At 44.1% G+C, this 26,594-nt stretch carries 13 protein-coding genes and 1 pseudogene; 2 read left to right on the top strand and 12 right to left on the bottom strand.

Annotation, left to right across the window (positions count from 1 at the left end):
- The gene (cas9, locus tag AC1EKT_RS00545) at nucleotides 1-3,561 is read right to left on the bottom strand and encodes a type II CRISPR RNA-guided endonuclease Cas9 (protein WP_481616215.1); all 3,561 of its coding nucleotides are present in this window, start codon (nucleotides 3,559-3,561) and stop codon (nucleotides 1-3) included.
- 84 nt (nucleotides 3,562-3,645) lie between these two features.
- On the opposite strand from cas9, the pseudogene AC1EKT_RS00540 reads away from it, so the two are divergent.
- A pseudogene (locus AC1EKT_RS00540) lies at nucleotides 3,646-3,759 on the top strand (M13-type metalloendopeptidase); the annotation flags it as partial.
- 131 nt (nucleotides 3,760-3,890) lie between these two features.
- Here the strand turns inward: AC1EKT_RS00540 and AC1EKT_RS00535 are convergent.
- On the bottom strand, nucleotides 3,891-5,093 hold the full coding sequence (locus AC1EKT_RS00535; RefSeq protein ID WP_481615863.1) for a CAP domain-containing protein: 1,203 nt from the start codon (nucleotides 5,091-5,093) through the stop codon (nucleotides 3,891-3,893).
- A gap of 522 nt (nucleotides 5,094-5,615) precedes the next feature.
- Between AC1EKT_RS00535 and AC1EKT_RS00530 the strand changes: the two genes are divergently transcribed.
- A complete protein-coding gene (locus AC1EKT_RS00530) occupies nucleotides 5,616-6,104 on the top strand; it encodes a single-stranded DNA-binding protein (protein WP_415683774.1) in 489 nt (162 codons plus the stop codon).
- 495 nt (nucleotides 6,105-6,599) lie between these two features.
- On the opposite strand, the gene AC1EKT_RS00525 is transcribed toward AC1EKT_RS00530, so the two are convergent.
- The 10 genes from AC1EKT_RS00525 to AC1EKT_RS00480 all read right to left on the bottom strand — a co-directional run bounded on the left by AC1EKT_RS00525 (nucleotide 6,600) and on the right by AC1EKT_RS00480 (nucleotide 26,111).
- The gene (locus AC1EKT_RS00525) at nucleotides 6,600-8,435 is read right to left on the bottom strand and encodes a proline--tRNA ligase (RefSeq protein ID WP_421785137.1); all 1,836 of its coding nucleotides are present in this window, start codon (nucleotides 8,433-8,435) and stop codon (nucleotides 6,600-6,602) included.
- Between the two features lie 331 nt (nucleotides 8,436-8,766).
- Nucleotides 8,767-10,224: a PIF1 family DEAD/DEAH box helicase gene (locus AC1EKT_RS00520; protein ID WP_481615862.1), complete on the bottom strand. Its 1,458-nt coding sequence runs from the start codon at nucleotides 10,222-10,224 to the stop codon at nucleotides 8,767-8,769.
- A 39-nt stretch (nucleotides 10,225-10,263) separates the two neighbouring features.
- On the bottom strand, nucleotides 10,264-10,971 hold the full coding sequence (orn, locus tag AC1EKT_RS00515) for an oligoribonuclease (protein WP_415683770.1): 708 nt from the start codon (nucleotides 10,969-10,971) through the stop codon (nucleotides 10,264-10,266).
- Between the two features lie 198 nt (nucleotides 10,972-11,169).
- Nucleotides 11,170-12,714 (bottom strand): IMP dehydrogenase, encoded by a 1,545-nt coding sequence (gene guaB, locus AC1EKT_RS00510; RefSeq protein ID WP_391495926.1) that lies wholly within the window; start codon nucleotides 12,712-12,714, stop codon nucleotides 11,170-11,172.
- 87 nt (nucleotides 12,715-12,801) lie between these two features.
- Entirely contained in the window at nucleotides 12,802-13,905 is a 1,104-nt protein-coding gene (locus AC1EKT_RS00505; protein ID WP_415687643.1) for an MraY family glycosyltransferase, read from the bottom strand.
- Nucleotides 13,906-14,033: 128 nt separating this feature from the next.
- Entirely contained in the window at nucleotides 14,034-14,720 is a 687-nt protein-coding gene (locus AC1EKT_RS00500; RefSeq protein ID WP_415683768.1) for an L-threonylcarbamoyladenylate synthase, read from the bottom strand.
- A gap of 130 nt (nucleotides 14,721-14,850) precedes the next feature.
- Nucleotides 14,851-15,756 carry a peptide chain release factor N(5)-glutamine methyltransferase gene (gene prmC / locus AC1EKT_RS00495; RefSeq protein WP_481615861.1) on the bottom strand — a complete coding sequence of 302 codons (906 nt, stop codon included), beginning with the start codon at nucleotides 15,754-15,756 and terminating at the stop codon, nucleotides 14,851-14,853.
- 51 nt (nucleotides 15,757-15,807) lie between these two features.
- Nucleotides 15,808-16,905 carry a peptide chain release factor 1 gene (prfA, locus tag AC1EKT_RS00490; RefSeq protein ID WP_415687647.1) on the bottom strand — a complete coding sequence of 366 codons (1,098 nt, stop codon included), beginning with the start codon at nucleotides 16,903-16,905 and terminating at the stop codon, nucleotides 15,808-15,810.
- A gap of 146 nt (nucleotides 16,906-17,051) precedes the next feature.
- Nucleotides 17,052-17,264, bottom strand: a complete 213-nt coding sequence (gene rpmE / locus AC1EKT_RS00485) for a 50S ribosomal protein L31 (RefSeq protein WP_004118797.1) — start codon at nucleotides 17,262-17,264, stop codon at nucleotides 17,052-17,054.
- 180 nt (nucleotides 17,265-17,444) lie between these two features.
- Nucleotides 17,445-26,111, bottom strand: a complete 8,667-nt coding sequence (locus AC1EKT_RS00480) for an InlB B-repeat-containing protein (RefSeq protein ID WP_481615860.1) — start codon at nucleotides 26,109-26,111, stop codon at nucleotides 17,445-17,447.
- Between the last annotated feature and the right edge of the window lie 483 nt (nucleotides 26,112-26,594).

Below are 26,594 nucleotides of genomic sequence, written 5' to 3'. Positions count from 1 at the left end.
CTATTCTCTATTTTCTCCAGTATTCCAACGCCAAGAGATAGGTAAATGCGAATGGGATGCCCAACGCACTTCACCTAACGCATTACGTCGAATAGTTGCTGTGTTATACTTGGCCAACACATTAACCGAAACACGCCAACCTTTACCAACTAGAATCTCATTAATAGATTTTTCATAAGAAGAATAATCGAAGTTATTGCGCTTGCAATTCGAATACAACTTGTCAATTCCTTCAGAAGAAATCATCGATGGTTTAAGTATCAAAGTTGTTTTATCGTCCGTACCCACAACCACCCAATGGTTATATGCTGCACAATTTGCTCCTATCTTGTTTAGGAATTCTACAAATGTACCTATATTTCCTGATAATTTAACATGACTAAAATCAACGATAATCTCATCGCCAGGAACAAGATATCCGAGATAATTAGCATTACCTGTTTGCACAGCATGAGCGACTTTCGTATCAGCATATCTCATTGAGATAGACTGCTCAGGCAAATCACACGAGAATAAATCTTCATGAATATGTCTATGCAAATCATTTTGAAATACACGAATCATTCCATAAGATTTTTGAACTTTTCCACTTTTCAACTTTTTAAAGCATTCATAAATGCGTAGATGCTGGATAGAATTACCAATCTCTGCAGAACCTTCTCGTACGAAAAGCTGCGCTGCTTGTGCTTCGAAAAAAGTAATCGAATCATCAGCATTTAACTTCTTATTATGCAACAGGATAGTTCTATTTGGATTTTCAGGAAGACCATTGTTTACATCATAATCAGGATTCCTTGTCAAAGCACAATAAAGTGCAGGAGTAGAAGAACGTCGGATTGTTTCACTGTCGATTTCATCACCGACATGCAACTTCAATAATGCATGTACCTCATATTGGTGAACAGAAGAATTACTGTATCTCAAACGAATAGAATTAACCACAGCAATACGATCAGCTCTCATTTCTTCATTAAGAAGTTTCAATAGCGCATTCATACGAACAGACCAATTAGCATATTGCTGATATCCTTGATCATTAGCCGTTGGATATTCTTTCCAATCAATATCACCGGGAACCACTTTATTACCTTGCAATAACTGTGTTTCACGCAGATTGCATTTAATTGCAAGTATTTGAGCTATTCCTGGAGTCATCATTGCAATTACTGATGCATCAACTGCATGATGTCGTCTATCGAAACGAGTTTTTCTTCTACCATCAAAGAACTCTAGTTTTCCGTCAATTCCAGACATTCTTCTTGCTATAGCAGTAAGCGATCCAGCATAAACTCCAACATTTGTTTGAGCTTTATTAGTTATATCGGAAATACCATTGTTTGTTTGATAATTCTGCGAATTATAATACCAATCAATTCTACGATGCAATTCGTTTGCCATCCATGCAACCGATTCAATAGAGCGATTATCGAACGCTTCATCACCAACTTTTTGTTTCAGGCGAGCTATAACTTCTTTTTTGAATTGGCTAGCACCGCGTTTGTCGTATGAGTTAGGAGGGAAAATAAAAGCACGAACCCGATTAATAGCGGAATCTACACTAATATCATGATTCTTGCAATATGTAGACTCCTCGCACCAAGTTGCAAAAGGAGTATTACACTTTTGAGCGTTACACGATGAGCAAGTAGCAACTAAATTCTCACGAGTATTCGTAGAACCTGGTCCCTTACGCGGAACAATATGATCTAGCTCACAAGTATGATAAGTAATCTCAGAGCCACAATACAAACATTGCCCATTCTGACGTTGAACAGCCTCATAACGACGTATATCTGCATCTGAAATAGAATCACTCGTGCCTAAATGCAAAGAATTCCGCATCATTGCTTTAAGATTTTCTTTACCTTCTGTTCGTTTATCTAATAATTTCTTATATGAATTCGCCATTTTTTTAGATTTGAATCCAGAACGAACATGTTCAATATTAATACGTTCAGGATTACCCCAACGATTTTTAGCACTTATAAGGAATCGATGCACAATTTTCAATACTCGATCAACTGAAGGATTACCTGTTGGCTCTGCAATAGGAGCTTCAGATGGACGCCAATTATTTGGTAAATTAAATAACTTCTTACGCGCTTCAAATAAATCATCATCAGTTTCAAGCATTTGTTTATTGAGTTTATCTAATGTTTCCAAACTATAAGCAGCACGACCATCAGGTAATGAAATATTTTCTAATGCCGCAATTTCTGTTTCATCCATTGAATCAATAAACGCTATTACTGAACCGTACTTATCTTGATATTCAGGATTATCATGAATTGCTCCTATGTCTACCGTGTTGCTCAATATCTCAATAAGAGCTTCTTTATCTTCTTGCGTACGATTAGCAGCTAACCACCATTCCCTTAAAGATTCATCCTTCGCGTAAATAATAGCTAACTCACTATTCAACATTGGCGGACGATTACCAACAGATTCTCCATCTCCTATTTGTGATCCTACTCCACGCAACTTATAGCGTTCAATTCCGAGGCAATCAGCTACATCAATCCAAGTATATAATGGCGCTTCAACGCTTTCTTCTTTTGATGGCCCATCAATCGAAGTTGTTAATAATTTATAAACACTTTGCTTTTCTTCTATTGTTAAACAACGTTCTTTTGAATTTTCTCTTATGCGAAGATTAGAAATAGTAGATATGATTCGATATTTCTGAAACGTTAACGATGCCTTTAGTGCACGCTTACCTTTTCCTGTTATAGCATCCTTGCCAACACGATTTTCTGCAGAGCCACGCGGAGATTTAGCATAAAAAACAGCATTAATAATCTGCTCTCTAACATACTTGTCATCAATATGTTGCACATTGAAAATATTGAGAATCTCAAGCATGTTATCACTTTGCATTAGCTTACGTGGTAAAATAGAATCTAATGAGTTGGGATGATCTTCCCTTTTATCGTCTGTAGTTATACGTAAACGACGCGAGGCTTTACCTTGTTGCGATAAAAGATAATCGCGTACTAATTGCGCAGGCGTAGAACCTTCACAACCTACTCCTGGCGCAAACTTTTCAATATTTTTTAGCAACTCATTGTAAAATTCAGAATACTCAGTCTCTTGCATCATTGACTTTATTGACTGATAAGGATTGCGCCAACCACGATGTCGAGCAATGTGACGAATTGCAACACTTAACATTTGTTTACGCTGTTCTTCATCTGCAATATATTCATCAGCAAGTTTTGCACGAAAAATCCATGGAATAAACGAATTAGAAAAATCTAAATCCTTGTTTTCAACAACAGGCAAACCCAATGAATGCAATAGAAAATCAAGTTTCTGCAAACGACGTCTGCGCTGACGATACAACCTGCGCACGCGCCGCGCAACCCCAGAAATTGCTTTACGCGTATCAGATTCTTTTGCCCCATTTGGATCAATACCAGCATCATGAATAACACTCATTGCTTTAAGTATTCTTATAGGTTCACCATAATCATCCAAACGAATTGCAGCAAGACCTACTGAATTTAAACCGACGTCAATGCCTATAGCATAAGAAATATTGCCTTCCATATACAGAATCATAAGCACTTATTTATATAAATAAAATAACTATCTATAAATTTTCAGGTAATAAATATCTATAACGTAGAATGAACTTAATCGCGAGAATGCCGCACTAACGGCATTGCTAGAAACGTTGATTTGTTCTACGATGCCTTCGATGTTAAAGAAGGCGACGAGATGTGGCTCGACCCAAGCGAGCGCGTGCACATTTGGTAAAATGCCTCAAATTGAGCATAAAAAACTAAACATAGAAAATTAAACATAGAAAACTGACAATAGAAAATAGAAAAGCCTGCAAGCGTTCTTTACTAACGTTTGCAGGCTTAATTTATATTGCTTTATAAGTTTTATTCTTCTACAGAGGAAGAACCTTCAGAAACAGCTTCTTCTTCAGCAGGAGCATTACCAGCAGCTTCTGCAGCAAAATCTTGCGAGACAGTCTCATTCGAAACAGCTTCTTCTGCTACAGCAGGAGCATTATCAACAGCAACAGCCTCATCAGCAGAAGCAGCATCTACAGAAGCAGCTTTTGCACGCGCATTTTTGCGCGACTTATAAAGCAAAACAGAGCACACAGCTACAGCACAAAGAATAATTACAATTGCAATTACAGCAACCACAATTCCAGAAATACCAGTTTTTTCAGTATTTTTAGCGGAATCTTTACTATTTGCAACCTGAGAATTAACCTTATTGGCTAAATGCTTATCTTTTTCAAATACTTTCTTTTTGCTAGATTTATTATCCTTAAGTTTTTTCTTATCTTTCTCGTCCTTCTTATCCTTATCGTCCTTCTTGTCTTTATCGTCCTTTTTATCCTTATCGGATTTAGCTGTATTAGTATTATTCGCTACGGCAGCAGGACGACGATAAACTTGAGGACTTCCATAACCAATCTTGCCATCAGGGTAGTCAATATCACCGTTATATTCTGACAATGTTAAATCGCCAACAATGCCGTATGGACCGCCTTGAGCTTCACCATAACCAAAAGAAATATTTCGTGGATTCAAAATTTGATACAAATGACCATTTTCCTCAGTAAAAGCACCACGAGCAGCTCGCAACGGTCCCTCTTCATTTTGAATCCATAAGCGCATAGAACCAGCAAGATCTGTACCCCAGCTTAAGTTTTCACCCCAAGCTTTTCTACCATCGAAATTAGGTGCACTTTTACCATCTGGAGCAAAATGACCAAATTTACCATGTTGAGCAGTCTCTTGCGCGCGACGATACGCATCCTCTTCATTTGCGGAATCGTATTGAATATTATTCACATAAGCTTGTTTAGTTAAACCGCAACGACTCACATAATCTTGCAAAGGAATTCCTTCAAAGTAAATACTACGATCGTCGTATAAACGCGAACGCGCATTACGAATTGAAGCCAACACATAACGCACCACATCAACAGATCGAACCCAACCAACACTACGTGCAACGTTTTTTTGTTTAATAATCGGGTTTTTAATAGACAAGCTTGACGCAGCTGAATTAGATGCTTCTTTGCTTAATTCTAAGGAATTTACGCCCATCAAATTCATTTTCATGTAGCTTTGCGCAGGCAAGCACACAAAGGATACTACAGCGAACAGGCTTATTAGCGAACATACAATACGCTTCACTACAGTATTTTTAATTATTGTATTCTTCGAATTTATTAAATTATTCGATTTAAAACTAAATGATTTAAATAAGTTAGATGAGCTTGAATTTATATGCATAGCTAGATTGCACACCAATCCCTGCTTATTATTTTTCATAGTAAAACTCTTCTTCTGTCCATTCAATGCAACAAATATAGGCTAATAATATCGCTTAATGAGGAATTATTGAGAAATGCTTGCACTCTCGCTGTTTTAACAAGTGGTTTTATTGTCAATATTTTTTATAAATTGTGGTTAAAACATATCTTTTAACCACAATAAAAGAATTTTCTAGAACAACTATCTAAAAACATTCATAGTTGTTATTACTGCGGCATTTCCTTGTGGCTGCGAAGCTCAGGGCAATGGTAGCTCTGATTTCGGGGCTGAAATGACTGCAGTCCAAATCGTGAAAGGATGATGAATATGGTACAACAACAGTCAACTGTGACTATTAACGGATTTGTAGGCGCAGAACCAATAAGTTTTGGACGTAACGAAAATTCTCCTGCTTGTTCTCTACGAATTGCAAGCACACAATCTTACTATCGAAATGATGAGCAGCAATGGCATGAGCGCCCAACTACATGGATGACTGTGAAGGCGTATCGCACTTTGGCTTCAAACGTTCTTAAAAGCGTACATAAAGGTGATGCAATTGTTGTTTCTGGAAATTTGAGTACTGAAAGTTGGACAAAAGACGGGAATGATTATAATCGCATAATTTTAGAAGCGGCTACTATTGGTCACGATTTAAATCGTGGAACTACTCAATTTACAAAGCGAAACGCTGATTCCTCTAAAAATGATCATACGAAAGAAAGTAATCAAGTACAGCATAACAATAAGGCACAAGAAAACAATTCTAACGCAAGCATTTCAAATGACGAATTTGGGGGCGAAACTGATATTTAGGGAGGTAAAATCGCAACTCAAGAAATCCCACGAACTCGCGCAACGGTAAGCAACTTAATATGAATAAAATAAAATAGCCGCCAAGAATCAACATTCCTGGCGGCAAATTGATTTATAGGCACTTATGCAAACAAAGCGCTACGCAAGCAAAGCGTTACGCATATGAAACACAACCAAAATCCCAATGCGCCACCACACAAACCTGCCCTGCCTTCGTCTCGATTGACGAAGGCAGACCTCGCTTGCGTTGAAAGCACACCGTGCTTTCAACTTGAGCAAGCTCGGCGCTCCGAATTACTTTCGCGCGCTACGCTCTATGCGCTCAAGCAGGTCGTCACGCACGCCAATCACAGCAGAATTCCCAATGAACTACCAAGCGAACCTGCCCTGCCTTCGTCTTTACTGACGAAGGCAGACCTCGCTTGCGTTGAAAGCACACCGTGCTTTCAACTCTAAGCAAGCTCGGCGCTCCGAATTGCTTTCGCGCGCTACGCTCTATGCGCTCAAGCAGGTCGTCACGCGCGCAGCAATGCGGCTTGCAGCTTCGTCAACTGGAACTGCTTCAACGTTTGAACCGTTGCGATCGCGGATTTCAATCGTACCGTTGTTCACGGTATCGCGACCTGCTACAGCAATCAGCGGCACGCCAACAAGCTCAGCATCCTTAAACTTCACACCTGGAGAAACCTTTGGACGATCGTCGAAGATTACTTCGATGCCTTGCTTGCTAAGCTCTTCAACAACCTTTTCAGCAGCATCGAAAGCAACTTGATCCTTGCCAGTAGCAACGACGTGAACCTGAGCTGGAGCAATTGCCATAGGCCATGCGAGACCAGCGTCGTCGTGATGCGTTTCTGCCAAGCATGCGATCACGCGGCTAACGCCGATACCGTAGCAACCCATCCACACTGGTACAGCTTTACCATTTTCGTTAAGAACGCTTAAGCCCAAAGCCTTAGAATACTTTAAGCCGAGCTGGAACACCTGGCCGATTTCCACACCGCGTTCAAAGCTAAGAGGACCGGAACCATCTGGGCTCATATCGCCGTCGCGAACCTGGGCTGCTTCAACAACGCCGTCCGCTTCAAAATCGCGACCATAAACAGCGTTGTAAACGTGCTTTCCTTCTTCGTCAGCTCCTGTAATCCAGGCGCTTCCCTTTGCAACGTGAGCATCCATCAAGTAGCGAACAGGATTTGCAATACCACTACTCTCTTTGCGAGCTTGAGGACCTAATACGCTAAAGCCAATGTATCCCTTAACAAACTCAGGATGAGCCTTCAAATCATCCTCAGTCGCTTCTTCGATTTCTGCAGGAGCAAACTGAGCTTCAAGACGCTTCATATCTACCTGGCGATCACCTGGAATACCAATTGCCACAATTTCGCGCCATGGCTCATCGTGCTCGCCACCCTCAGCATCAGCCGGGTGCTTAACAGCAATAATAAGGTTCTTCAAAGTGTCGTCTGCTTGCCATTCGCGACCGTCTTTACGCGGATGCAAATCGTTAGAAACCTTAACCAAAGCCTCAATCGTCTTAGCGTCTGGAGTTTCGAGAGCTTCGGCTGCAGGAGTTGCAGAATAATCAACATCTGCAACTTCTGGAGTGGTAAGAGCCTCAACATTCCAGGCTTTTCCGGAAGGTGCAAGAGCAAAAGTATCTTCGCCGATTGGCATTGGAGCCAAAAACTCCTCGGAATCAGAACCGCCCATTGGACCGGAAACAGCGTGAACAATCACGTATTTAATGCCCAAACGGTCGAAAATTCGAGCGTAAGCGGCACGCTCCTCAACGTAAGCAGACTTCAAACCATCTTCGTCAATCGAGAACGAGTAGCCATCTTGCATAATAAACTCGCGGCCGCGAATAAGACCCGCGCGAGGACGGAATTCATCGCGATACTTCGTTTGAATCTGATACAAAGTAACAGGCAAATCCTTGTAAGAAGAATACATATCCTTAACAAGGAGCGTGAAAACTTCTTCGTGCGTTGGAGCAAGAAGATAATCAGCCTCATGACGATCTTTAAGACGGAAAATGTTGTCGCCGTATTCTTCCCAACGGTTTGTAGCCTCGTAAGGCTCGCGCGGAAGAAGCGCTGGGAAATGGACTTCCTGCGCACCGATGCCGTTGATTTCTTCGCGAATAATCGCCTGAACCTTGTTTAAAACCTTAAGTCCGAGCGGCAACCAAGTCCACACACCTGGGGCAGATTTACGAATATAGCCTGCGCGCTGCATAAGTTTTGCGGAAGTCACGTCCGCGTCTGCAGGATCCTCGCGCAGCGTACGAAGGAACAGCTGAGACATACGAAGTACATTGGAATTCATGCGTTCCAATCTATTTGCGCATGAGGACATAAACACTTGTTTACGCGCATCAACAAAAGTGATGCTCGATTAGTAATGTCGATTAGGCCATGGGGAATGCAAATCTGCCACAGCGACATAAACTACGCAGCTATGTAAAGAAAAAGCCGCTATTTCGCGCGTAGCCGACTTTTTCTGTACACGCGCGTAAAATTTCTGCCGCTTTTAGAGCGAAATCCGACCAAAACTTTACATCCGCGTAAAGTTTCTGCCGCTTCTGAAGCGAAATCCGACCAAAACTTTACAGCGTTGTAAAGAAAAAGCCGCACGCCAGTAAAAAACGCGTATTGCACTAAAACTCATCGTCGAAGGAAAACTCGTCAGCAGCATCTCCGCCGCAAACACCAAAAAGATCAAACTGCTTCTGATCCGCGCAATCGCCATATGCGTTTTTAGCAACAAACGCAGCAGCACCGTCGCTAGAAAGCAGCTCACTCGCGCGTCTTGAAGCATCGCGCAAAGATCCGTCAAGAAGTACAGCATCCGCTGAAACGCTAAACGCGCGATCGTTAATACCCTCTAAGTAAAGCCCACCCAGATTTTCCACGCGTGAAAGCGCCACGTATCCCATTCCGGGAGCGAAAGTTCTACGCAAATCCATTACCGCAGAATCAAGCGTCATACCTTGCGATTTATGAATCGTAATTCCCCACGCGCAACGAAGCGGCACTTGATTTACGCTAGCAAGAACCGTTTCGCCATCCGTCATTTCCCAAGCAGCTGGCTTAAGAGTCACAATATTGCCGTTTTCAAACTCAACAATCGGCCATCCGCCTTTAGATTCAGGCGCGAATCTCAAAACACGCCCAACAGAGCCATTTACGTACTGCTTTTCTTGGTCATTTCGCAACGCCATCACAGCAGCCCCAGCCTTTAAAACTAAACGCTCCGGAGCAAGCATATTCTTCTTTAAGCGCTCGACGAGATTTTTAGGTCCTGCTTCCGTTGCAACGAATTCGTGAGGCTCAGCATCAATTTCCGCAAGCTGCATATTATTTAGGCCATCTGCTTGCGAGTTCGTTGGGAAAAGATGCACTGCAACTTCATCGTCTTGAGGATATTCGCCAAGACGGCTTGCCAACACTTGCTTATCGTCGTCACTTACAAGACCGTTACGAATATCCGTCAAAACTTCAAGCAACTTGCCGTCATCTTGACGATGTTGCTCAGTTAAGTAGCACACAACAGGTTTTAAAGCGTCCCATGCGAAAGATTCTGTAATATATCCTTCTGGATTTTTTCCAGCTGCAGCATACTTTTCGCGCGACTCAATAAACTCCGGGCTCGGCTCAAACACGTCGCGATTTCGCATGGAAGTGCTAACAGGCGGCAGTTGGAAGAAATCGCCAGAAATAACTACTTGAAGCCCGCCGAAAGGAGCGGGATTTTTGCGCACCTTCCTGCATACTTCGTCAACCATGTCAAAAAGCCACGCGTGAATCATTGAAACTTCGTCCAGCACGAGCACGTCCGTGGCTTTTATGCGCTTTCCTCGCCTAGCTCTAATGGTTTTAAGAAGCGTATCCGTAAGCGCGTTTGAAACTCCCACTCCACTCCACGAGTGAATAGTTTGACCGTTTAAGTGAGTTGCCGCAATGCCGGTAGAAGCAGTTACGGCAACGCTTAAACCGCTTTTTCGCATTTCGCGAATAGCTTCGTTTAATACGTAGGTTTTACCTGCACCCGGAGCACCGGTAATGAATGCGCTTGCACCAGCGTCGATTATGGTTAGAGCTTCGGATTGCTTCATTGGCAGTACCTTTTATTGCGTTTAGTAGTCGCGCTTTATTTAATAGTCGCGCTTTTCCGCGGAATTTACGTCTTCTAGCGCTTCTCCGCGACGCTCGTAGTCGCGAAGCAAGCTCGTGCTCTCAATATGCTGTGCGCCAGCTTTTGCTTGAGCCTCGCTTGGGCCTGGAGCTGGAACGAACATCATATCGCGGTAGTAACGAAGCTCATCAATCGACTCAATAATATCCGCGAGCGCACGGTGACCGCCATGTTTTGCCGGCTTATTGCGGTAAACATCCGGGTAAAGCCTACGCGAAATTTCCTTCAACGTGCTTACGTCGATTACGCGATAGTGCAGATTTGCCATTAAATCTGGCATGTAACGGTCGAGGAACTTTTTGTCGGAGCCAACCGAGTTTCCAGCAAGATGCGCTTTTCCGCGAGCCGGCAGGAAGCGCTTTACGTACTCAACTACCTGCTTTTGAGCTTCTTGTAAAGGCAAACCGTTCTTATTCCACTCGTCAACAAGTCCGGAAGAAGTGTGCATATTGCGCACAAAATCGTTCATATGAGCCACAGCAGCATCGCTTGGCTTAATCACTAAATCAATTCCGTCGTCCAAAACTTTCAAATTAAAGTCGGTTGGAACTACAGATACTTCGCATAATTCGTCGTGGAAAATATCAAGACCTGTCATCTCGCAGTCAATCCAAATTAAGCGCGATTCTTCCGGCGTAAACGTAAGATCTTCCTTAGCTTCAGCCATTTTCGTTCCTTTCCTAATATTTTTTTAGAACCCATCAGCCTACATCTTCGTAGAGACGAGGCGCGTATTAAAAACGACGAAAAGCAGGCAAGTTGTGAGGAACTTGCGTAACTTTTCGCCGTTTAAAATAGTTGCGATTTATACGCGATTTATACGCGACTTAATCGCGCACCACGCGCACCACGCGCACCACGCGATTTAGTTGTGGAAACCGCTGTAGTTTGGCGCTTCTGCAGTCATCACGATATCGTGAGGATGCGATTCGCGAAGACCTGCATCAGTAATGCGAATAAAGCGTCCGCGCTCTTGCATTTCCTTAATATTGTGAGCACCAACGTAGAACATTGACTGATGCAAGCCGCCAAGCAATTGGTAAAGCACAGCATTAAGTGGACCGCGGTATGGAACTTCACCTTCAACGCCTTCTGGAACCACCTTATCGGAGCTGGTAACGTCTGCTTGGAAGTAACGATCCTTCGAATAAGACTTCTTACCGCGAGGAGCCATTGCGCCAAGCGAGCCCATGCCGCGGTAAAGCTTGTACTGCTTGCCGTGAAGCAAAACCTTCTCACCAGGAGCTTCCTCGCAACCAGCCAAAGTGCCACCGAGCATAACGGTGTCAGCACCAGCAACCAAAGCCTTAGCAATATCGCCGGAATAGTGAATGCCGCCGTCTGCAATGCATGGAATACCAGCAGCCTTGCAAGCCTGAGCAGCGTCGTAAACTGCAGTAAGCTGAGGCACGCCAACGCCTGCAACAACACGCGTAGTGCAAATAGAGCCTGGGCCAACACCAACCTTTACAGCGTCAACGCCGGCATCAATCATAGCCTGTGCGCCCTGGCGAGTTGCAATATTTCCGCCAATAATTTGCACGCCGTCGAAAGCCTTGTCTGCCTTAATACGACGAATCATGTCGAGAGCCAAGCGAGCTTCGCCGTTTGCGGTATCGACCACAAGCACGTCAACTCCAGCTTCCATAAGAGCGCACGCACGCTGCCAAGCATCACCAAGGAAACCAATGCCAGCAGCAACGCGCAAGCGGCCCTGATCATCCTTAGTAGCATCCGGATACTGCTCAGTCTTCACAAAGTCCTTAACAGTAATCAAGCCTGTAAGCTTACCTTCGGCATCAACCAAAGGCAACTTTTCAATCTTGTTATCCGCAAGCAAGCGGTGAGCATCTTCCTTAGAAATATCAGAAGGACCAGTGACGAGATTTTCGCGCGTCATCACGTCCTTAACTTTCAAGCGATCGTAATCTTCGGAAGCAATAAAACGCATATCGCGGTTGGTAATAATACCAACTAAACGATTTTCGCTATCTACTACCGGCAAGCCCGAAATATGGAAACGCCCGCACAATTTATCTAAATCGGCGAGCGTAGCATCTGGGTGAACAGTAAGCGGGTCGGTAATCATACCGGATTCACTGCGCTTAACAATATCAACCTGCGCAGCTTGATCATCAATAGAAAGATTGCGGTGAAGTACTCCAATACCACCGTTACGCGCCATGGCAATAGCCATATCGGACTCGGTAACAGTATCCATAGCTGCCGAAATAGTCGGCACTTTCATGGTAATTTCGCGAGTCAGACGAGTGGAAGTATCCACTTCGGACGGAATAACATCAGTTTCGTTTGGAAGCAACAGCACGTCGTCATAAGCGAGACCGAGCTTCTCGAAAATTGGTGGAACAGGAGCATACACGGATTCCGTGTTAATATCAGTTGTAGCCATAGGGTTACTATACGTTTTTGCTATGACGTTTGCCGAAACGCACCCCAAAACTCGCGCCACAGCAATAAGAACAAAATTAAGCAGTTGCTACGAATTGCGAAGTTCAGGCAGACGGCGACGCAAGTACGGCATCATTGTGAGCACAGTAAGCAACGCAGCAGCAAGAATCATTCCAACAAGCACATACACAGCTTTAAAGAACAGAATCATAATAGAGCCAAACGCAATCAGCGCCGCCCATCCCCACAAAATCAGCACAGCACCTTGCACAGAATGCCCAATGCGCAGCATGCGGTGATGCAAGTGCATTCGATCCGGGTGCATTGGCGACTGACCCTTAGCAACGCGCCTAAAAATAGCCAAGCACATATCTAAAACAGGCAGGAACAGCACAAGAATCGGCAGCAAAATCGGCATAAATACAGGCAAATAAATACTGGTATGTACAGCTGACGGATCCAAATGTCCGGTCATAATAATCGACGCGCAAGTAATTAAGTAGCCGATTAGCATTGAACCGGAATCGCCCATAAAAAGTTTCGCAGGATGCCAGTTGTGAAGAATAAAGCCGACACACATTCCCACCATTGCAACGTCAATAAGAGTTGCCATTGATGCGTAGGATGGCGACGTGCGCGCGAGCATGTAGGAGTATGTTGCGAAGGCAATTCCGCCGATTGCAACAATTCCGGAAGCTAGTCCGTCCAGCCCGTCTACAAAATTTACTGCATTAATTGAAGCAACGATTAGTATTGCAGTTATTGCGATTGACACGCTTGGAGATGCCGTTACGAGCGAGCCGAGCGGCAAAGTTACAATTTGCAATCCTCCCCACGCAACGAACACGGCTATAAGCAGCTGACCGGCAAGCTTTAGCATCCAATCTAAATCCCAAATGTCGTCGCATACCCCAAGCAGGCATATCATAACGGCTCCGGCAAGCACCACCCACGGCTGGTGAGTTCCAGCAAAAAGCCCGGAAATAAAGGGCATGGAGCTTGCGAAAGCCATCGCAACTGCGAAACCAAAAAGCATACCCACACCACCCATACGTGGCGTTGGAATAGTATGCACGTCGCGAGCGCGAACTTTGCCAACAGCACCCATGCGAATTGCAAGGTGACGAACAAGAGGCATAATAAGCCACGTAGCACCGCCTGCAATTGCTGCAATAAACAGGTATACCCTCATGAATGCGTCCTTTGCTATGCGATTACTTCGTTGGTTTTAGCAGCGTTTGCTAAATTTTTCGCTTGCTTATTTTGATTGTAGCGATTTGTTGGTACCAGAAATTTAGTACCAGAAATAAGTTAATAAACTTACTCACTTAACGCATTGCGAATTTCACGCTCCGAAATCACACCTTCGCGCAAAATCACAATGCCGTCTTTATCGCTTGAATCCGCGCCAACTACCGTGCTTGCCACGTGCGAGCGAGTCGGGCCTGCGTTCAAATACAGCGGAATTTCGTTGCCGAAAGCCGCAAACGCTTCTTCCACACTGTCTGCGCTTTCGTTACCGCTGCGATTCGCGCTAGAAGCAGCCAAAGGACCTGTAACGCGCAGAATTTGCATTAATTCCGGGCAATCCGGCACGCGCACGCCTTGAGTTGCTTCAGCTGCTTCAGTTGCTTGAGTTGCTTGAGTTTTCTCATCAGTCTCATTCGTTTTGCACAGCGTTGCAAGTTTAGACGCAACCGAGCCTTTCTTCGCGCGCGCAATCGGAGAATATCCACCCGGAAGGAACTTTTTGCCTAAAATATCCAGCGGAGACGGCAAATACAGCCCAAGTTTTTCTAAATCTTTCACTCCGCTCATTAAAATTTGCAGCGCCTTCGTGCGCGGTCTGCGCTTAAGCTCGTAAATTTTTGCAACTGCAGCTTCGTTAAACGGGTCGCAAGCAACGCCGTACACGGTGTCAGTTGGTACTACGATTACGCCACCCTCGTTAATAATTTGCGCTGCCATTTGCAGTGATTCCTCGTTGATATTGCAAATTTTGCTCATTTTTGCCTCTTTTGTTGCTTTTATTTATCTTGTTGCTTTTGTTTATTTGCTTATTTTATTCTGTTTGAGTCAAATCTTTCGTTTGAGTCAAATCTTTCGTTTGAGTCAAATCTTTCGTTTGAGTCAAATCTTACTTTTGCGCAAAAGTGTATCGCGGTCTGCCAGTTAAGTCGTTTCCAACTCTAGCACGCGAAAAACCTACGCTTTCCGCATACTTTTTAAGCGCATCTCCTTGCGAAATATCGTGCTCCATCACCATCGCTCCCCCACAGCGAAGCAGCTCAAAAGCCACGTGCATAATCTGTTCCGGAATACGCAAGCCGTCCGCAGAACCGCCGTACAACGCAAGCGGAGGATCATATTCTCGCACTTCAATCTGTTCCGGCACTTGATTTTCTGGCACGTATGGAGGATTCGTAATTACTAAGTCTACTTTGCCGCAAATTGCGTGAAGTTCAGGAGTTAAATCCGAAATATGCGCTTTTGTTGCGTCTGCAAGAACAGCATGGTATCGACTGGAAATCTGCATATTTTCGTAATTCTTTGCAGTTTCTTCAAAATTTTTTCGCAAATATTGAAAAGCTTCAGGAGATTTTTCTACAGCCCACACTTGCGCGTCTGCAACTTCCGTTGCAATCGACAATCCGATCGCTCCCGAACCTGCACATAAATCGACTACCGTAGGCTTGCTAATACCAGATTCGCGCAACCAATCCAAGCCAGCATCAACAACAATTTCCGTTTCGGGCCGCGGCACAAAAACGCCTTTGCCAACTTGCAAATCTAAGTAGCGAAAAGGCGCGCGGCCAACAATGTGCTGCAACGGCTCGCGAGAAGCACGCCTAGCTACAAACTCGCTATATTTTCTAGCATAATCGGGCGAAAAATCGGTTAAATCGCCAAGTATTAGCGCCTTGTTCAGCTCAGCTAAGCTTACGCCGCAAGCTTTAGCCAGCAGCAAACGCGCGTCGTATTCCGCGGACTCCACGCCTGCTTCACGAAGACGCGCAATAGCATTTTGCAAAAGTTCGCGCATTTTAAGAACCGTATGGTTATTTCAGTAATTTTACTTAACTTACTCGGCTACTTACTTGGCTTGCGCTAAGCGGTCAGCTTCATCCGCCTGAATATCACTGTCGATAACAGGCTGCAAGTCGCCGTCAAGAACCTGGTCAAGATTGTAAGCTTTGTAATTCGTGCGATGATCTACAATACGATTTTCCGGGAAATTGTACGTGCGGATTCGTTCAGAACGGTCGAGCGAACGCACCTGCGAGTGGCGCATATCCGCCGCCTCCGCCGCCTCCTGCTCGTGCTTCATGGCAAGCAAACGAGACTTTAACACACGAAGTGCTGCCGCACGGTTTTGAATCTGCGACTTTTCATCCTGCATGCTAACAACAATTCCGGTTGGAATATGCGTCATGCGGACCGCGGAATAAGTAGTGTTAACAGACTGTCCACCAGGACCGGAGCTCATGAAAATGTCAATCTTCAAATCTTTTGGATCGATTTCAATTTCGTCGTCATCCTCGTCCGCTTCTGGGAACACGATTACGCCGGCTGCGGAAGTCTGTATGCGTCCCTGCGATTCCGTAACTGGGATTCGCTGCACGCGATGCACGCCGCCCTCATACTTCATGCTTGCCCACACGCCGTCTTCTGGAGCAGGCGTACCTTTTGCGCGAATCGCAAGCTGCACGTCTTTTACGCCGCCAAGTTCCGTTGAATTTTCGCTTTGGATTACGGTAGTCCAGCCGCGCTTTTCCGCGTAACGCATGTACATACGCAATAAATCGCCAGCAAACAAAGCCGCTTCTTCGCCGCCTGTGCCAGCTTTAATTTCCATAATCATATCGCGCGCGTCATCTGGATCCCTAGGAATTAGCGCCGTGCGAAGCTTTTCTTTTGCTGCTGGAAGCTGCTCTTCTAAGCGCTTAGCTTCCTCAGCAAAATCTGGGTCGTCGCTTGCCATTTCGTTTGCGGCTTCAAAGTCGTCGCAAATCTGCTTGTAATTTAGGTAAGCGTTTACGATTGAGCCAAGTTCTGCGTGCCTACGGCCGAGCTTGCGAATAGCGTCCGGGTTTGACGCAACTTCCGGGCTTCCCATACGACTTTCAATATCGCGATACTCTTCTAACGCGGTAACTGCTGCCGGGAATTGTTCCTCTACTGACTCAGCCATCATATTCCTTTGTAGTCGCGCTTAACGCGGATTGTAAATCAAAAATTTAAATATCAAATGTAAAACATTAAACACACATGTTTAGCACATAAAACGCCAGCCCCGATTCCGCGAGTTACACGAAAGCAGGGCTGGCGTCATAAAAGCTACTTAGTCTTCTTACCGTAGCGCTTCTCGAAGCGAGCCACGCGGCCGCCGGTGTCGAGAATCTTCTGCTTGCCGGTATAGAATGGGTGGCACTTTGAGCACACGTCAACCGTCATGTGATCGCCATCAGCGGTGGAACGAGTTACAAAAGTGCTTCCGCAAGAGCAGGTAACCTGCACTGCGTGATAGTCGGGATGAATACCCTGCTTCATAATGTCTCCTATGGAATTCGGGCGACCCGGGTCGCGAAGCCCCAATAGCTAAGCGTGAACCGGAACCTTCGTTATTTTAGTCACCACCCTCGACGCACTTATAATTCGCATAAAACGCGTTTATAATTCGCATAAAAATGGAGCGCATGAAAAATTCAAACGCTCCAAATTTAAAATAAATTATTTATTATTGCGACGCTTGCGATGGTGCTTGCCTGTCTTTACAACCGCGAGACCAATTGCTGCGATTGCTGACGACAAAATACCAGCGGATGCAACTCTAGACGTATCGCTACCAGTTTTGGCGAGCACAGGCTTTGACTCTGGCTCTTGTTGCGGCTCTTCTGGTTCAGGCTGCTCAGGCTGCTCAACCTCAGGCTCTATAATTTGAGCTTCAGGAATCACAGAAGGCGCAAAATCTGGCACAGGCGCTGGAGCAGGTTTACTCTCAGAAATCACATCAATTTCAACAGTAATTTCCGCTTGGCGACCGTACTCGTCTGTAGTAGTAAACGTTAGCTCAACTTTCGGCTTACCATTCACAATCTTAGGAGTGCCAGAAATCTTGCATTCAGTACCAGCACAGGTTGCGTTAATACCGTTTACAGAAGTCAAGCCTTTAGCAACTAACCCGTTAATAGTTACTTCATTGCCGTCTACTGTAATCTTGTTATTCGCGTCGCCCGAACCTTCAGTTATGTTTTGCAATCTGAAGTTCGTGAAAATACCCTCTCGAGCAGAACCACTAAACTTAAACTTCATTTTCTTCATCTGCTCGAAGTTGGCAGTAATAATGGTCTCGTCAAGATTGAACGTTATGCCATTTTCTTTTCCACCAAGATCAAGAAGATTCTTCAACGCAGCAAACGAAGAATGCTTAGAAGCTCTAATCTGCTTTGCAATAAAGCTTAGCCCAGCAAGATCTGCACGTTCGGCCAAGAACTCTTTTTGCTCATCAGTTGCAAACTTAGACTTAGTGAAATCCAAAGAATAATTCTTAGTAACACTTGACCAATCCTTGAACACGTAGCCTTTATCGGCAAGCACATCTGGAACTGGCATATGCACGTTTTTAGCACCCTTACGCACCCAATATGTGAAAACAGGAGACTTCATTTCTCCACCATTTCCAACTACATACGTTACCTTCGTGTAGTTTTGCGCAATATACCTAAATTCTTTAGTATCACTTGCAGGCAAATCCTGCTGCGCAATCACATTAGGCAAAACACTAATATGAATTGGAATATTCTTTGGTTTAGTTATTATTTTGCCATTTTTATCTTTCTCATCTGTTTTCTGCATAACTTCTACAGTCACAGTAGTAATACCAGGATTATAAAGTATGCCGCTAGCGCTGTAATAATCCCCGCCGTTTCCACTAATGCCAACAAGTTTTGGCTTATCTGCACTATCGTCACTGTGAACAAGATTTTCCGTAGAAGGAATTGTATCTCCGACGCCTAAAACAATATCCGACACATTAACATCTTTAATATGAGCTTGTTTTGCTACAAACAAAAGCGTCTTCTTAACGCCATTATTCTTCAGTTCATTATCGATGTCTTCAATAATATTGCCAGTTGCATCGTAAGTAGACCATCCATTAAATCCTACGAGTCTGCCTTTTATACTATCGGCTTTTTTATTAATATCAGCACGATAAGTAGTGGTCTTTGGATTGAAATAAACAACCTTTGGATTATACGAACCATCATCCCATATTCTTCCAAAACCTGGAGTAAACACATACGGCACGTAATTATCTGGGATTTTATCCTTACTCTTTGCGTCAATTACGTTCTCTACGCGCTTATAAACCGCTTGATACGTAGTGTTAGCTTCATACGCATTTTTAAATATGCTTGAGCTTTGCAAAATTTCGTTTGACTTAACGTTATCCGTAGTAAGAGTCTCAGCACTACTGTTATCTTTTGTAAAGCTATCAAGCTTCTTCCAACCGACGAACTCGTAATGGTATCCATCAGCATCATAATCCTTGCCAATAGCCTGAGGTGCGCGCACGCCAGAAGTCTTGTTCGTATGTGCGTAGAACAAGGTTCGAGAACCACTAGCCATAGTTCCATAACTATTATTCGTAATGAAGTTAACCTTCTTATACTCACTAGCTATTTTGTCATGCTCAGATTGATCATCTTTAGTTGGATTAGCGCCAAGATCCTTTACATTTTCACCGTAAATCAAGTCGTGCATTACTTTAAGCTTGCCAACAGTCTTATAAGGAACAGGCTTTTCCACGTCTTTATACTTAACACTAACTATTAACGGAACAGTGTAAACGCCAGCTTTATCAACAGTCGGAGCAGTAGATGCATACTCAACTGTTACACTCTCTACATTTGGATTCTTATTATCGCCGTCAAAAACAGAATAATTAGCAATGTAATCTTTTGGCTCTGGAAGAGTCGTTTTATCTCCACGAATTGCAAGCAAAGTATTACTCTCAACTTCTGGAGTAGATAAAGGCTCCTGATCTGCAACGAACTCTTGGAATGATTCGTTAACAATCCACTTGCCTTTAGATTCAGCAACATTTGGAATAGCATCAACTGGCTTACCATCATTACGCATGCTGCTTCGAGACCAAGTTCCCTTAGCGCCAGTTAGCTGATTATTAAGCCAGTCTAATGCTGGGCTTCCGTCTTTTGTAATCTTTTCAAGATCAGTGCCCTTCTTTACGTAGAACACCTTAGGGCCACTTGTTTTGTCATCCCACAATCTACCTGGAGCAGGCTTGAAGATTGCAACTACAGCATCCTTAGGAACTTCACCACCGTCAGACGAACTGGAGAAGTAGTCGATTTTCTTGTAAACAGCGTGGTAAGTTACACCGTTTTGCAAATTCGCATCCGCGTAGCGGTCGCTTGAATTTATGTCAAACTTCTGCTCTGGATTCGGATTCTCAACAGTCGGCTCTACAACCTTAGTTGCCCAACCCTTAAACACGTAGTGGTACTTATTGCTGCTGTGATCCGCGCCGAAGGCTTGCGGCACGCGGATTCTAACATCCTTACCTTTATAAACGTAAGCAGTTAGCGTAGTCGTTCCGCCGGTAGAAGGAGTAGTGCCAGTCGTATCATGACCAATAATAGTGCCTTCATCATTCTTGCCGGTAAAGGTAATTGGAACGTAGTCCTTAGCATTATTGCTGCCGTAGTCAGTAGTCTTAAACTTATCCCAATCGCTTGCGTACACCAAATCTGGAAGCACTCGGTACAGCACTTCAGCTTCAGCTGGCTTTTCGCCGCCAAGCTTCACTTGCACTTTAATCTTGTGCAAGCCCGGAGTGCTGTCAAACTTTTCGCCAGGCGCAAAGCTGAACGTAGCACCAGCTGGATAATCACCAGCATTGGTTATGAGCTTCTTAGCAGACTCGCCACTTGTAGTACTAATCTGTTCAGTTGGCGTAAGCACTTGCGGAGCTGCAGCAACAGGAGCTTTTAGCTTGAAGTTAGCAATGTAAATTACTTCAGGGCTGTTCTGCTCTTCGGAGCGAATCGGCAAACGATTTACGCCAGTAGAATACTGAAGCTCCGTAGAACCAGGAGCAGACGAACCGATTTTCGAAGTCCAGCCAGCAAACTCGAATCCAGGCTTCGCTTTTACTGTTGGAAGCGGCATCTGGTATGCCTTCGTGCCCTTAATCGCATCGTACACAAGAGCAGAGCCGTCAGCTACCTTAATTCCTTGCCAGTCAACAACGCTGCCCATAGAGCTTTGCTTATTATCCACTTTGAACACGTAGCGCGTGTAGTGATCCGGGCGATACTGAGGATGCTTAGGATCCTGATACTCAGTATCCTTAGCATGCTCAGGATCCTGAGGAGGATAACACTTGCGCTTAAGCACGCGAACGTCTTTATATTTGAAGGTGTATGTTTTTTCGCCAATCTGCTTGCCATCTTCGTCAGTAGCGTATTCAATATTCTGCTGCGTAGTTTCCGGCATAAAGCCTTCAATCGGCTTGTAGAATGCTACGTCGTACTTTCGATTTACAGAGCTGACTTCACTTTCTGGAAGAAGATCCTTTTCTTTGCCATCCTCACCAATAGTTACATAGCGAACCTTATACTTGCGCGTATTGTACGTTTGGTACACAAACTCGCCAGTATTCTGGTTCTCGTCCTTCGAGGCTTCAAAGCTTGTGAAATGCTTATCTGGGAAGTGCGTTTCGTCACTGTAGACTGCTTCCGCATTGTAGCGCAAATGCTCACGCAAGCCAGAAACAGTTTGCTCGGAAACATGATCTACAAGATCAGCTTCTTTGTGATTAGTTTTAGCATCGTTATACTGCTTAAACGTTACGCCTGGCTTTAAGAACACGTGCTTAAAAGTACCGTTGTAGCGAGTATCTTCAATCCACACTGCTTTAAGCGTTATATCTTCTACTACTTTGTTGCCGAAAGCGTACGGCAAAGTCGTACCGTTCTTAGTAATTTCCCAGCCGTAGAAGTCGTAGCCTTTGCGAGTTGGAACCTTTATATCTTTATTTTCCTTAATAACATAGTAGTGATCGAACTGCTTTTTTGTAACTACGTTTGTTCCAGATTTCTCTTTGCCTTTTTCGTCGGTTTCAGGCATATTGTAGTTAAGCGTTACAGTGTGCTTAATACCTTCTGGCTTACCCCACGCAGCGTAAAGCTTAATGCCGTTGACTGGCATTGTAAAATCTTTAGTTTCGCCTTTAGCTTTGCCGTCGCCTTCAGTACCTTCACTATTGTCATTTATCTTGCCATTTATAAGATGAATACCGGCTTGATCAACAGCCCAGCCCTTAAACACGTAGTCTTTTGGCAAGTAATCAGGGCGCTCGATGGAGTAAGTCTTGCCATTAAGCGTGAAAGTGTACTTGCCATCGAACTGAGTTGCGGTGTTATTACCACCGTCCTTAGTTACAGAAGCATCGTAAGACTTAACCTTGCCTGCGTTGTAGTACAAGGCTTTGTCGTCGTCATCAGTCAATTTATCGTTGCCGCGCTTAGTCAAGCTATACTCAAACGGCAGTTTTTCTGTAGCAGCGCCACTGTCGTCCTTTATAGCATTGCCGTCCGCATTATAAAACTGTACATCGTACGACTGGCGGTTGTATTTAAATACAAGGTAGCCGTTTTCCTCATATTCTTGTGAGTCTTCGCCTCCACCAGCTAAGTGATTACGGAAGCCTACATTGTACTCTTTCTTAAAAGCTTCTTTTGCTTTGTCATCTAGATCATCCCAGTCTTTTTCACCATTTTTTTTATATTCAATAGAATGTGAATATAAATCTGATAATAGCGTATCATCAAAATCATCACTTTCATGTGTCTCTATACGCTTCTCTTTGTCAACAGAGTTAAAACCAGCTATGGATGAAGACTTATGAGGGTATTCCTTGTTACTAGTATCATCTTTGCTATACGAATCCGTTGAAAGCACATAATCATCATCGCCTGGAACATAATCATCATTGCCTGAATCATTGCCTTTTTTAGCAGACGCAATATCATTGCCTTTTTTAGCAGACGCAATACTTTGCTTTTCAATGATTACCTGAATAGGCATAACCTGAGTATTACTGGTATCAGCTGTAATCAGACGCTGATTATCTTTTAACTCGTATGTATTATTTGGATCACTATCAGGATTATCACTAATTTTAAGCTTGTGATTATTACCCACTACACGGAATTTAGGGTCAGCAAATTCTTTTTTAGTAAAACGAAATGGAGGAGTATCACGAAACTCTATTCCCCCTGCATATCCAATACGCCACCCAAGAGAGCCTGTATCATCATTAAAATCTAATTCATTTACATTAGGCCAAATATCAGTAAGACTCTGACCATAACGAACATTTACGCGGTAACCTTTGTGGTTAATTGTATTGTTATCCTCATCTTCGTTTACTTCATCATACTTCTCTGAGCAATTGCCGCCGCCAGCATAGCAATAAATAGTTGTTTTGCCGTTTTCGTCAAGTCTTTTTATAGCAGCATTGTTTAAACGCTCAGCATCTTCTGAAGATTTAAGTACAGCAGGCTTAGCAAAAATAAGCTCGTAAGTATTGCGGTCGTAAACTAAGTTAAGAGTGTTGTTTAAGTCGTCCGCGCAAAGCTTCGATTTAATACGTTTGCCTAAATCTGGGCGACCCGGCACAAAATCATGTTCCTCACTGTTAAGCTTTTTAGTGAGATCCTTATTCACGTGGAAGTAGCGCGTGAATAAGTCCTTACCTTTGTTTGTAGCAGCACCAGGATGCTCAGTATCATAACCATCTAAGTCTGTTACAGCCGTATCCGTATCGTTCATCCAGTTGAACTTTGCAATTAAGCCGTCTTTGTATTTATTCGCTTCTGTACCCTGCAGCTCTTTTCTAGTTAAGCCAAGCTCTGGGTCCGCTACATAATCATCTTCACTTGAGCCATTAAGCCTACTAGTATCATCAACAACGCCAGCATCATTCATCTTATCAAGTGCAACTTTACTGTCTGTTTGCACATTCTTGCGCTCAACAAGACCAACAAAGTCGTAGTTTGCAAGCGAATCCGGATGCTCTTTGTCAACCAAATCCGCCTTTTGCACCCACACATTCACGCGGTAGCTTGTAGTCTTGTTCGCTTCCCAATTAGCACGGAATTGCACATTGTGATCCGGCATCTTGTAGTCATCAAGAGAAACAATATCATTCCCATCATAAAGCGGATCACTCTTTTTGCTAGGATCGACTACAGACCAACCCTTAAACCTGTAACCGCGCTTAGTTGGCGTTGCAACTTTTGGCACAGGTTGCTGGTAATACACTTTTTGAGCAGTAACATCCGTGCCGCCATCAGTGTCGTAAGTAACATCGTAAGCCTTACGGTAGTAGCGAAGGTTCAAAATCAGCTTGTCGCTTTCACTATCCGAATCCGAAAGCGGTGAGCTAATAAGATTATGCTCCGGTTCGTAGCCTGGAATATACGTTGAAATAGCGCTTACATTAGAGCCGACTGTGCCCGTAATCTCCGTAACGTGTATTCTCTCAGTACTGCCATCCTTATACTTTACAGTAATTACTTTGCCTATACCCAAATTTGGAGCATCGTAGAACTCATCCTTATGATCGAGATCCTGCACCAAGTGACGCACATAGTACTTAGCTGTTTTAGGAGCGTAGTTTATGTTCAGCTCACCGTAGTACTGAATGCCATCTTCTGCTTTTGGCTCTGTAGAGGACGAAGATTGCGGATTTGTAGTTGCTTGAGATGATGAGGTTTGCGGAGCTTGAGCGACGTTGTTGCCTCCAACAGCCGACCTTTCCTTTACAGCGTAATCAGTAATCAGCTTCTTGTCCAAACGCAAGTAGCGAATAGCATCCGCATCCGTGCCATCGTCAATAACAAACTTGTCACCTTTTTTAATGTAGTACTGGTAATCACCAGAATGATATACAGATGGGCGGTATCCAGCAGACTTTGGAAGCTCAATGTATTCATACTTGCCGTCTTTGCCGAGATTATCGAAGCCTTCTTTGTCAATAGTAAGCTCATAAGGCTGCACAAGCTGCTTGTTCGCAGCGCCACCAATCGTGTAGCGAACTTTCAAATTGTACGTAGCTCTTGGCTTTTTGTCGGTTTGTACCTGTGCGTTGGCTTCACTGGTGCTGCCTGCCGTTGGATGCTGCTCATTCGGCTTAATTACCTGGCTGTTTGGATCAGTTGCTGTGTTTGTTGCGCCAGCGTTTGGAGTGCCAGCGTTCTGTGTGCCAGCGTTTGGAGTAGACGTTGAAGCAGGTGAAGACGTTGGATTATTGCTCGAAGCAGACCCAGGCTCTGAAGCAGTGTTTTGTGCAGTAGCTGAAGGCGTAGCGCTTTTATCTTCGCCTGTGTCGCCTGTAGTTGCACCTTCTGCACTGCTTTGCGAACCTTGAGAAGAGCCTTGTGAACCTTGTGTAGAGCTTTCTGCACTTTGCTTTTGCTTATTGTCTTGTGCAGTTGTATCTGCACTTGTGCTCGCTGCAGTTCCAGCACCAGCATTAGCTTCTGCACTTGCAGGAGTTACAGGAGCAGACGGTGCAGTTGTATTGCTTGCAGGAGTAGTAGTCGGAGTTGCAGCTGTATTATTTGCAGAAGGTACAGGTGCATTATTTGCAGGAGCCGCAGCAGGAGATGTAGGCGCATTATTTGCAGAAGATGCAGCAGGAGATGCAGTTACATTTGCCGCAGAAGGTACACTACTCCCGCTATTATCACCACCGTTATTCTCAATAGACCTAGGCTTACGCACTTTCGGCGTATTTGCAGCACTTACTGTATTCGTATTTTCTGCGTGAGTGCTTGCAGGTTGTGCATTTGTATTCTGCACTGGCGCAGGCGCACTTACTTCAGCAGATCCAGCAGGTCCAACGGCATTAGAACTGCCTAACTGTGAGTCAATTTCGCTCTGTTGTGCTTCTTGTTGTTGCGATTCGTGCTGTTTTGCTTCACTCTTATTTATTTCACGCTGCTCAATCTCACGCTGTTGTGCCTCGCGCAACTGTTGCATTTGTGCATCATGGCGCGCAAGCTCTACAAACTTTTGAGTTTGAGCACTCTTCTTGAGCACGCCAGCACCCCAACGCTGCATGTTCAATTCGTCCGGATCAGGCTTACCTTTGCCCATTTTTTGCGTCGTATTAGACGCATTGATAATATCTTTTTGAGTAGGCTGAAGCGCAGAAGCCACAACAGACGGCAGCATCATTGCCAAAGTTGAAGCAACAGCAACTCCAGCAACTCCCTTGCGTAAAGCACGAGAACGCTTCACAGCATGAGCCTTACGAAGTGTTCTCTTTGGTGATTTACCATGCAAGTCGCTACGATCTACCATCAATTCTCCTTATTCCAATCCATCTCAATGCAGCGCATACTGTGCCTCAATATGCTATAACCAGCCCACACATACGTACCATACATTAGTACAGTATGCATACGTAAAATAAACAAATGTCACATGCTCTCACGCAATACCGTCAACCTATTGCATAAGCATGCACAAACACCACATCTATGCGCGAGAGATGTGCGCAATACACACAGCTCACACGCACACTATGCGAAACTGCAATACTCAAAGTACCTTATTTATAATACACCAGAATGCCTACCCCCCCCCCCCATAAAATTTTGTGAAAAATAACGCATTTTTACAGCAATCCTAAAAAATACGCAAAAGTCAATAAATTTCCGGAAAATGTTCCAAAAAACAGCCAAAACAACAACAAACCCCGGAAAATCAGCTACAAAAGCTGAAGAAAATTCCGGCAAATGTTCCAAAAAAACGATTTTCCCTTTACAGCGTTGTAAAGAAACT

This window comes from Bifidobacterium sp. C0047B3 (assembly GCF_056590535.1).
Note: the sequence above shows the minus strand (reverse complement) of the source record. Positions and strands in the feature narration are given on the sequence as shown.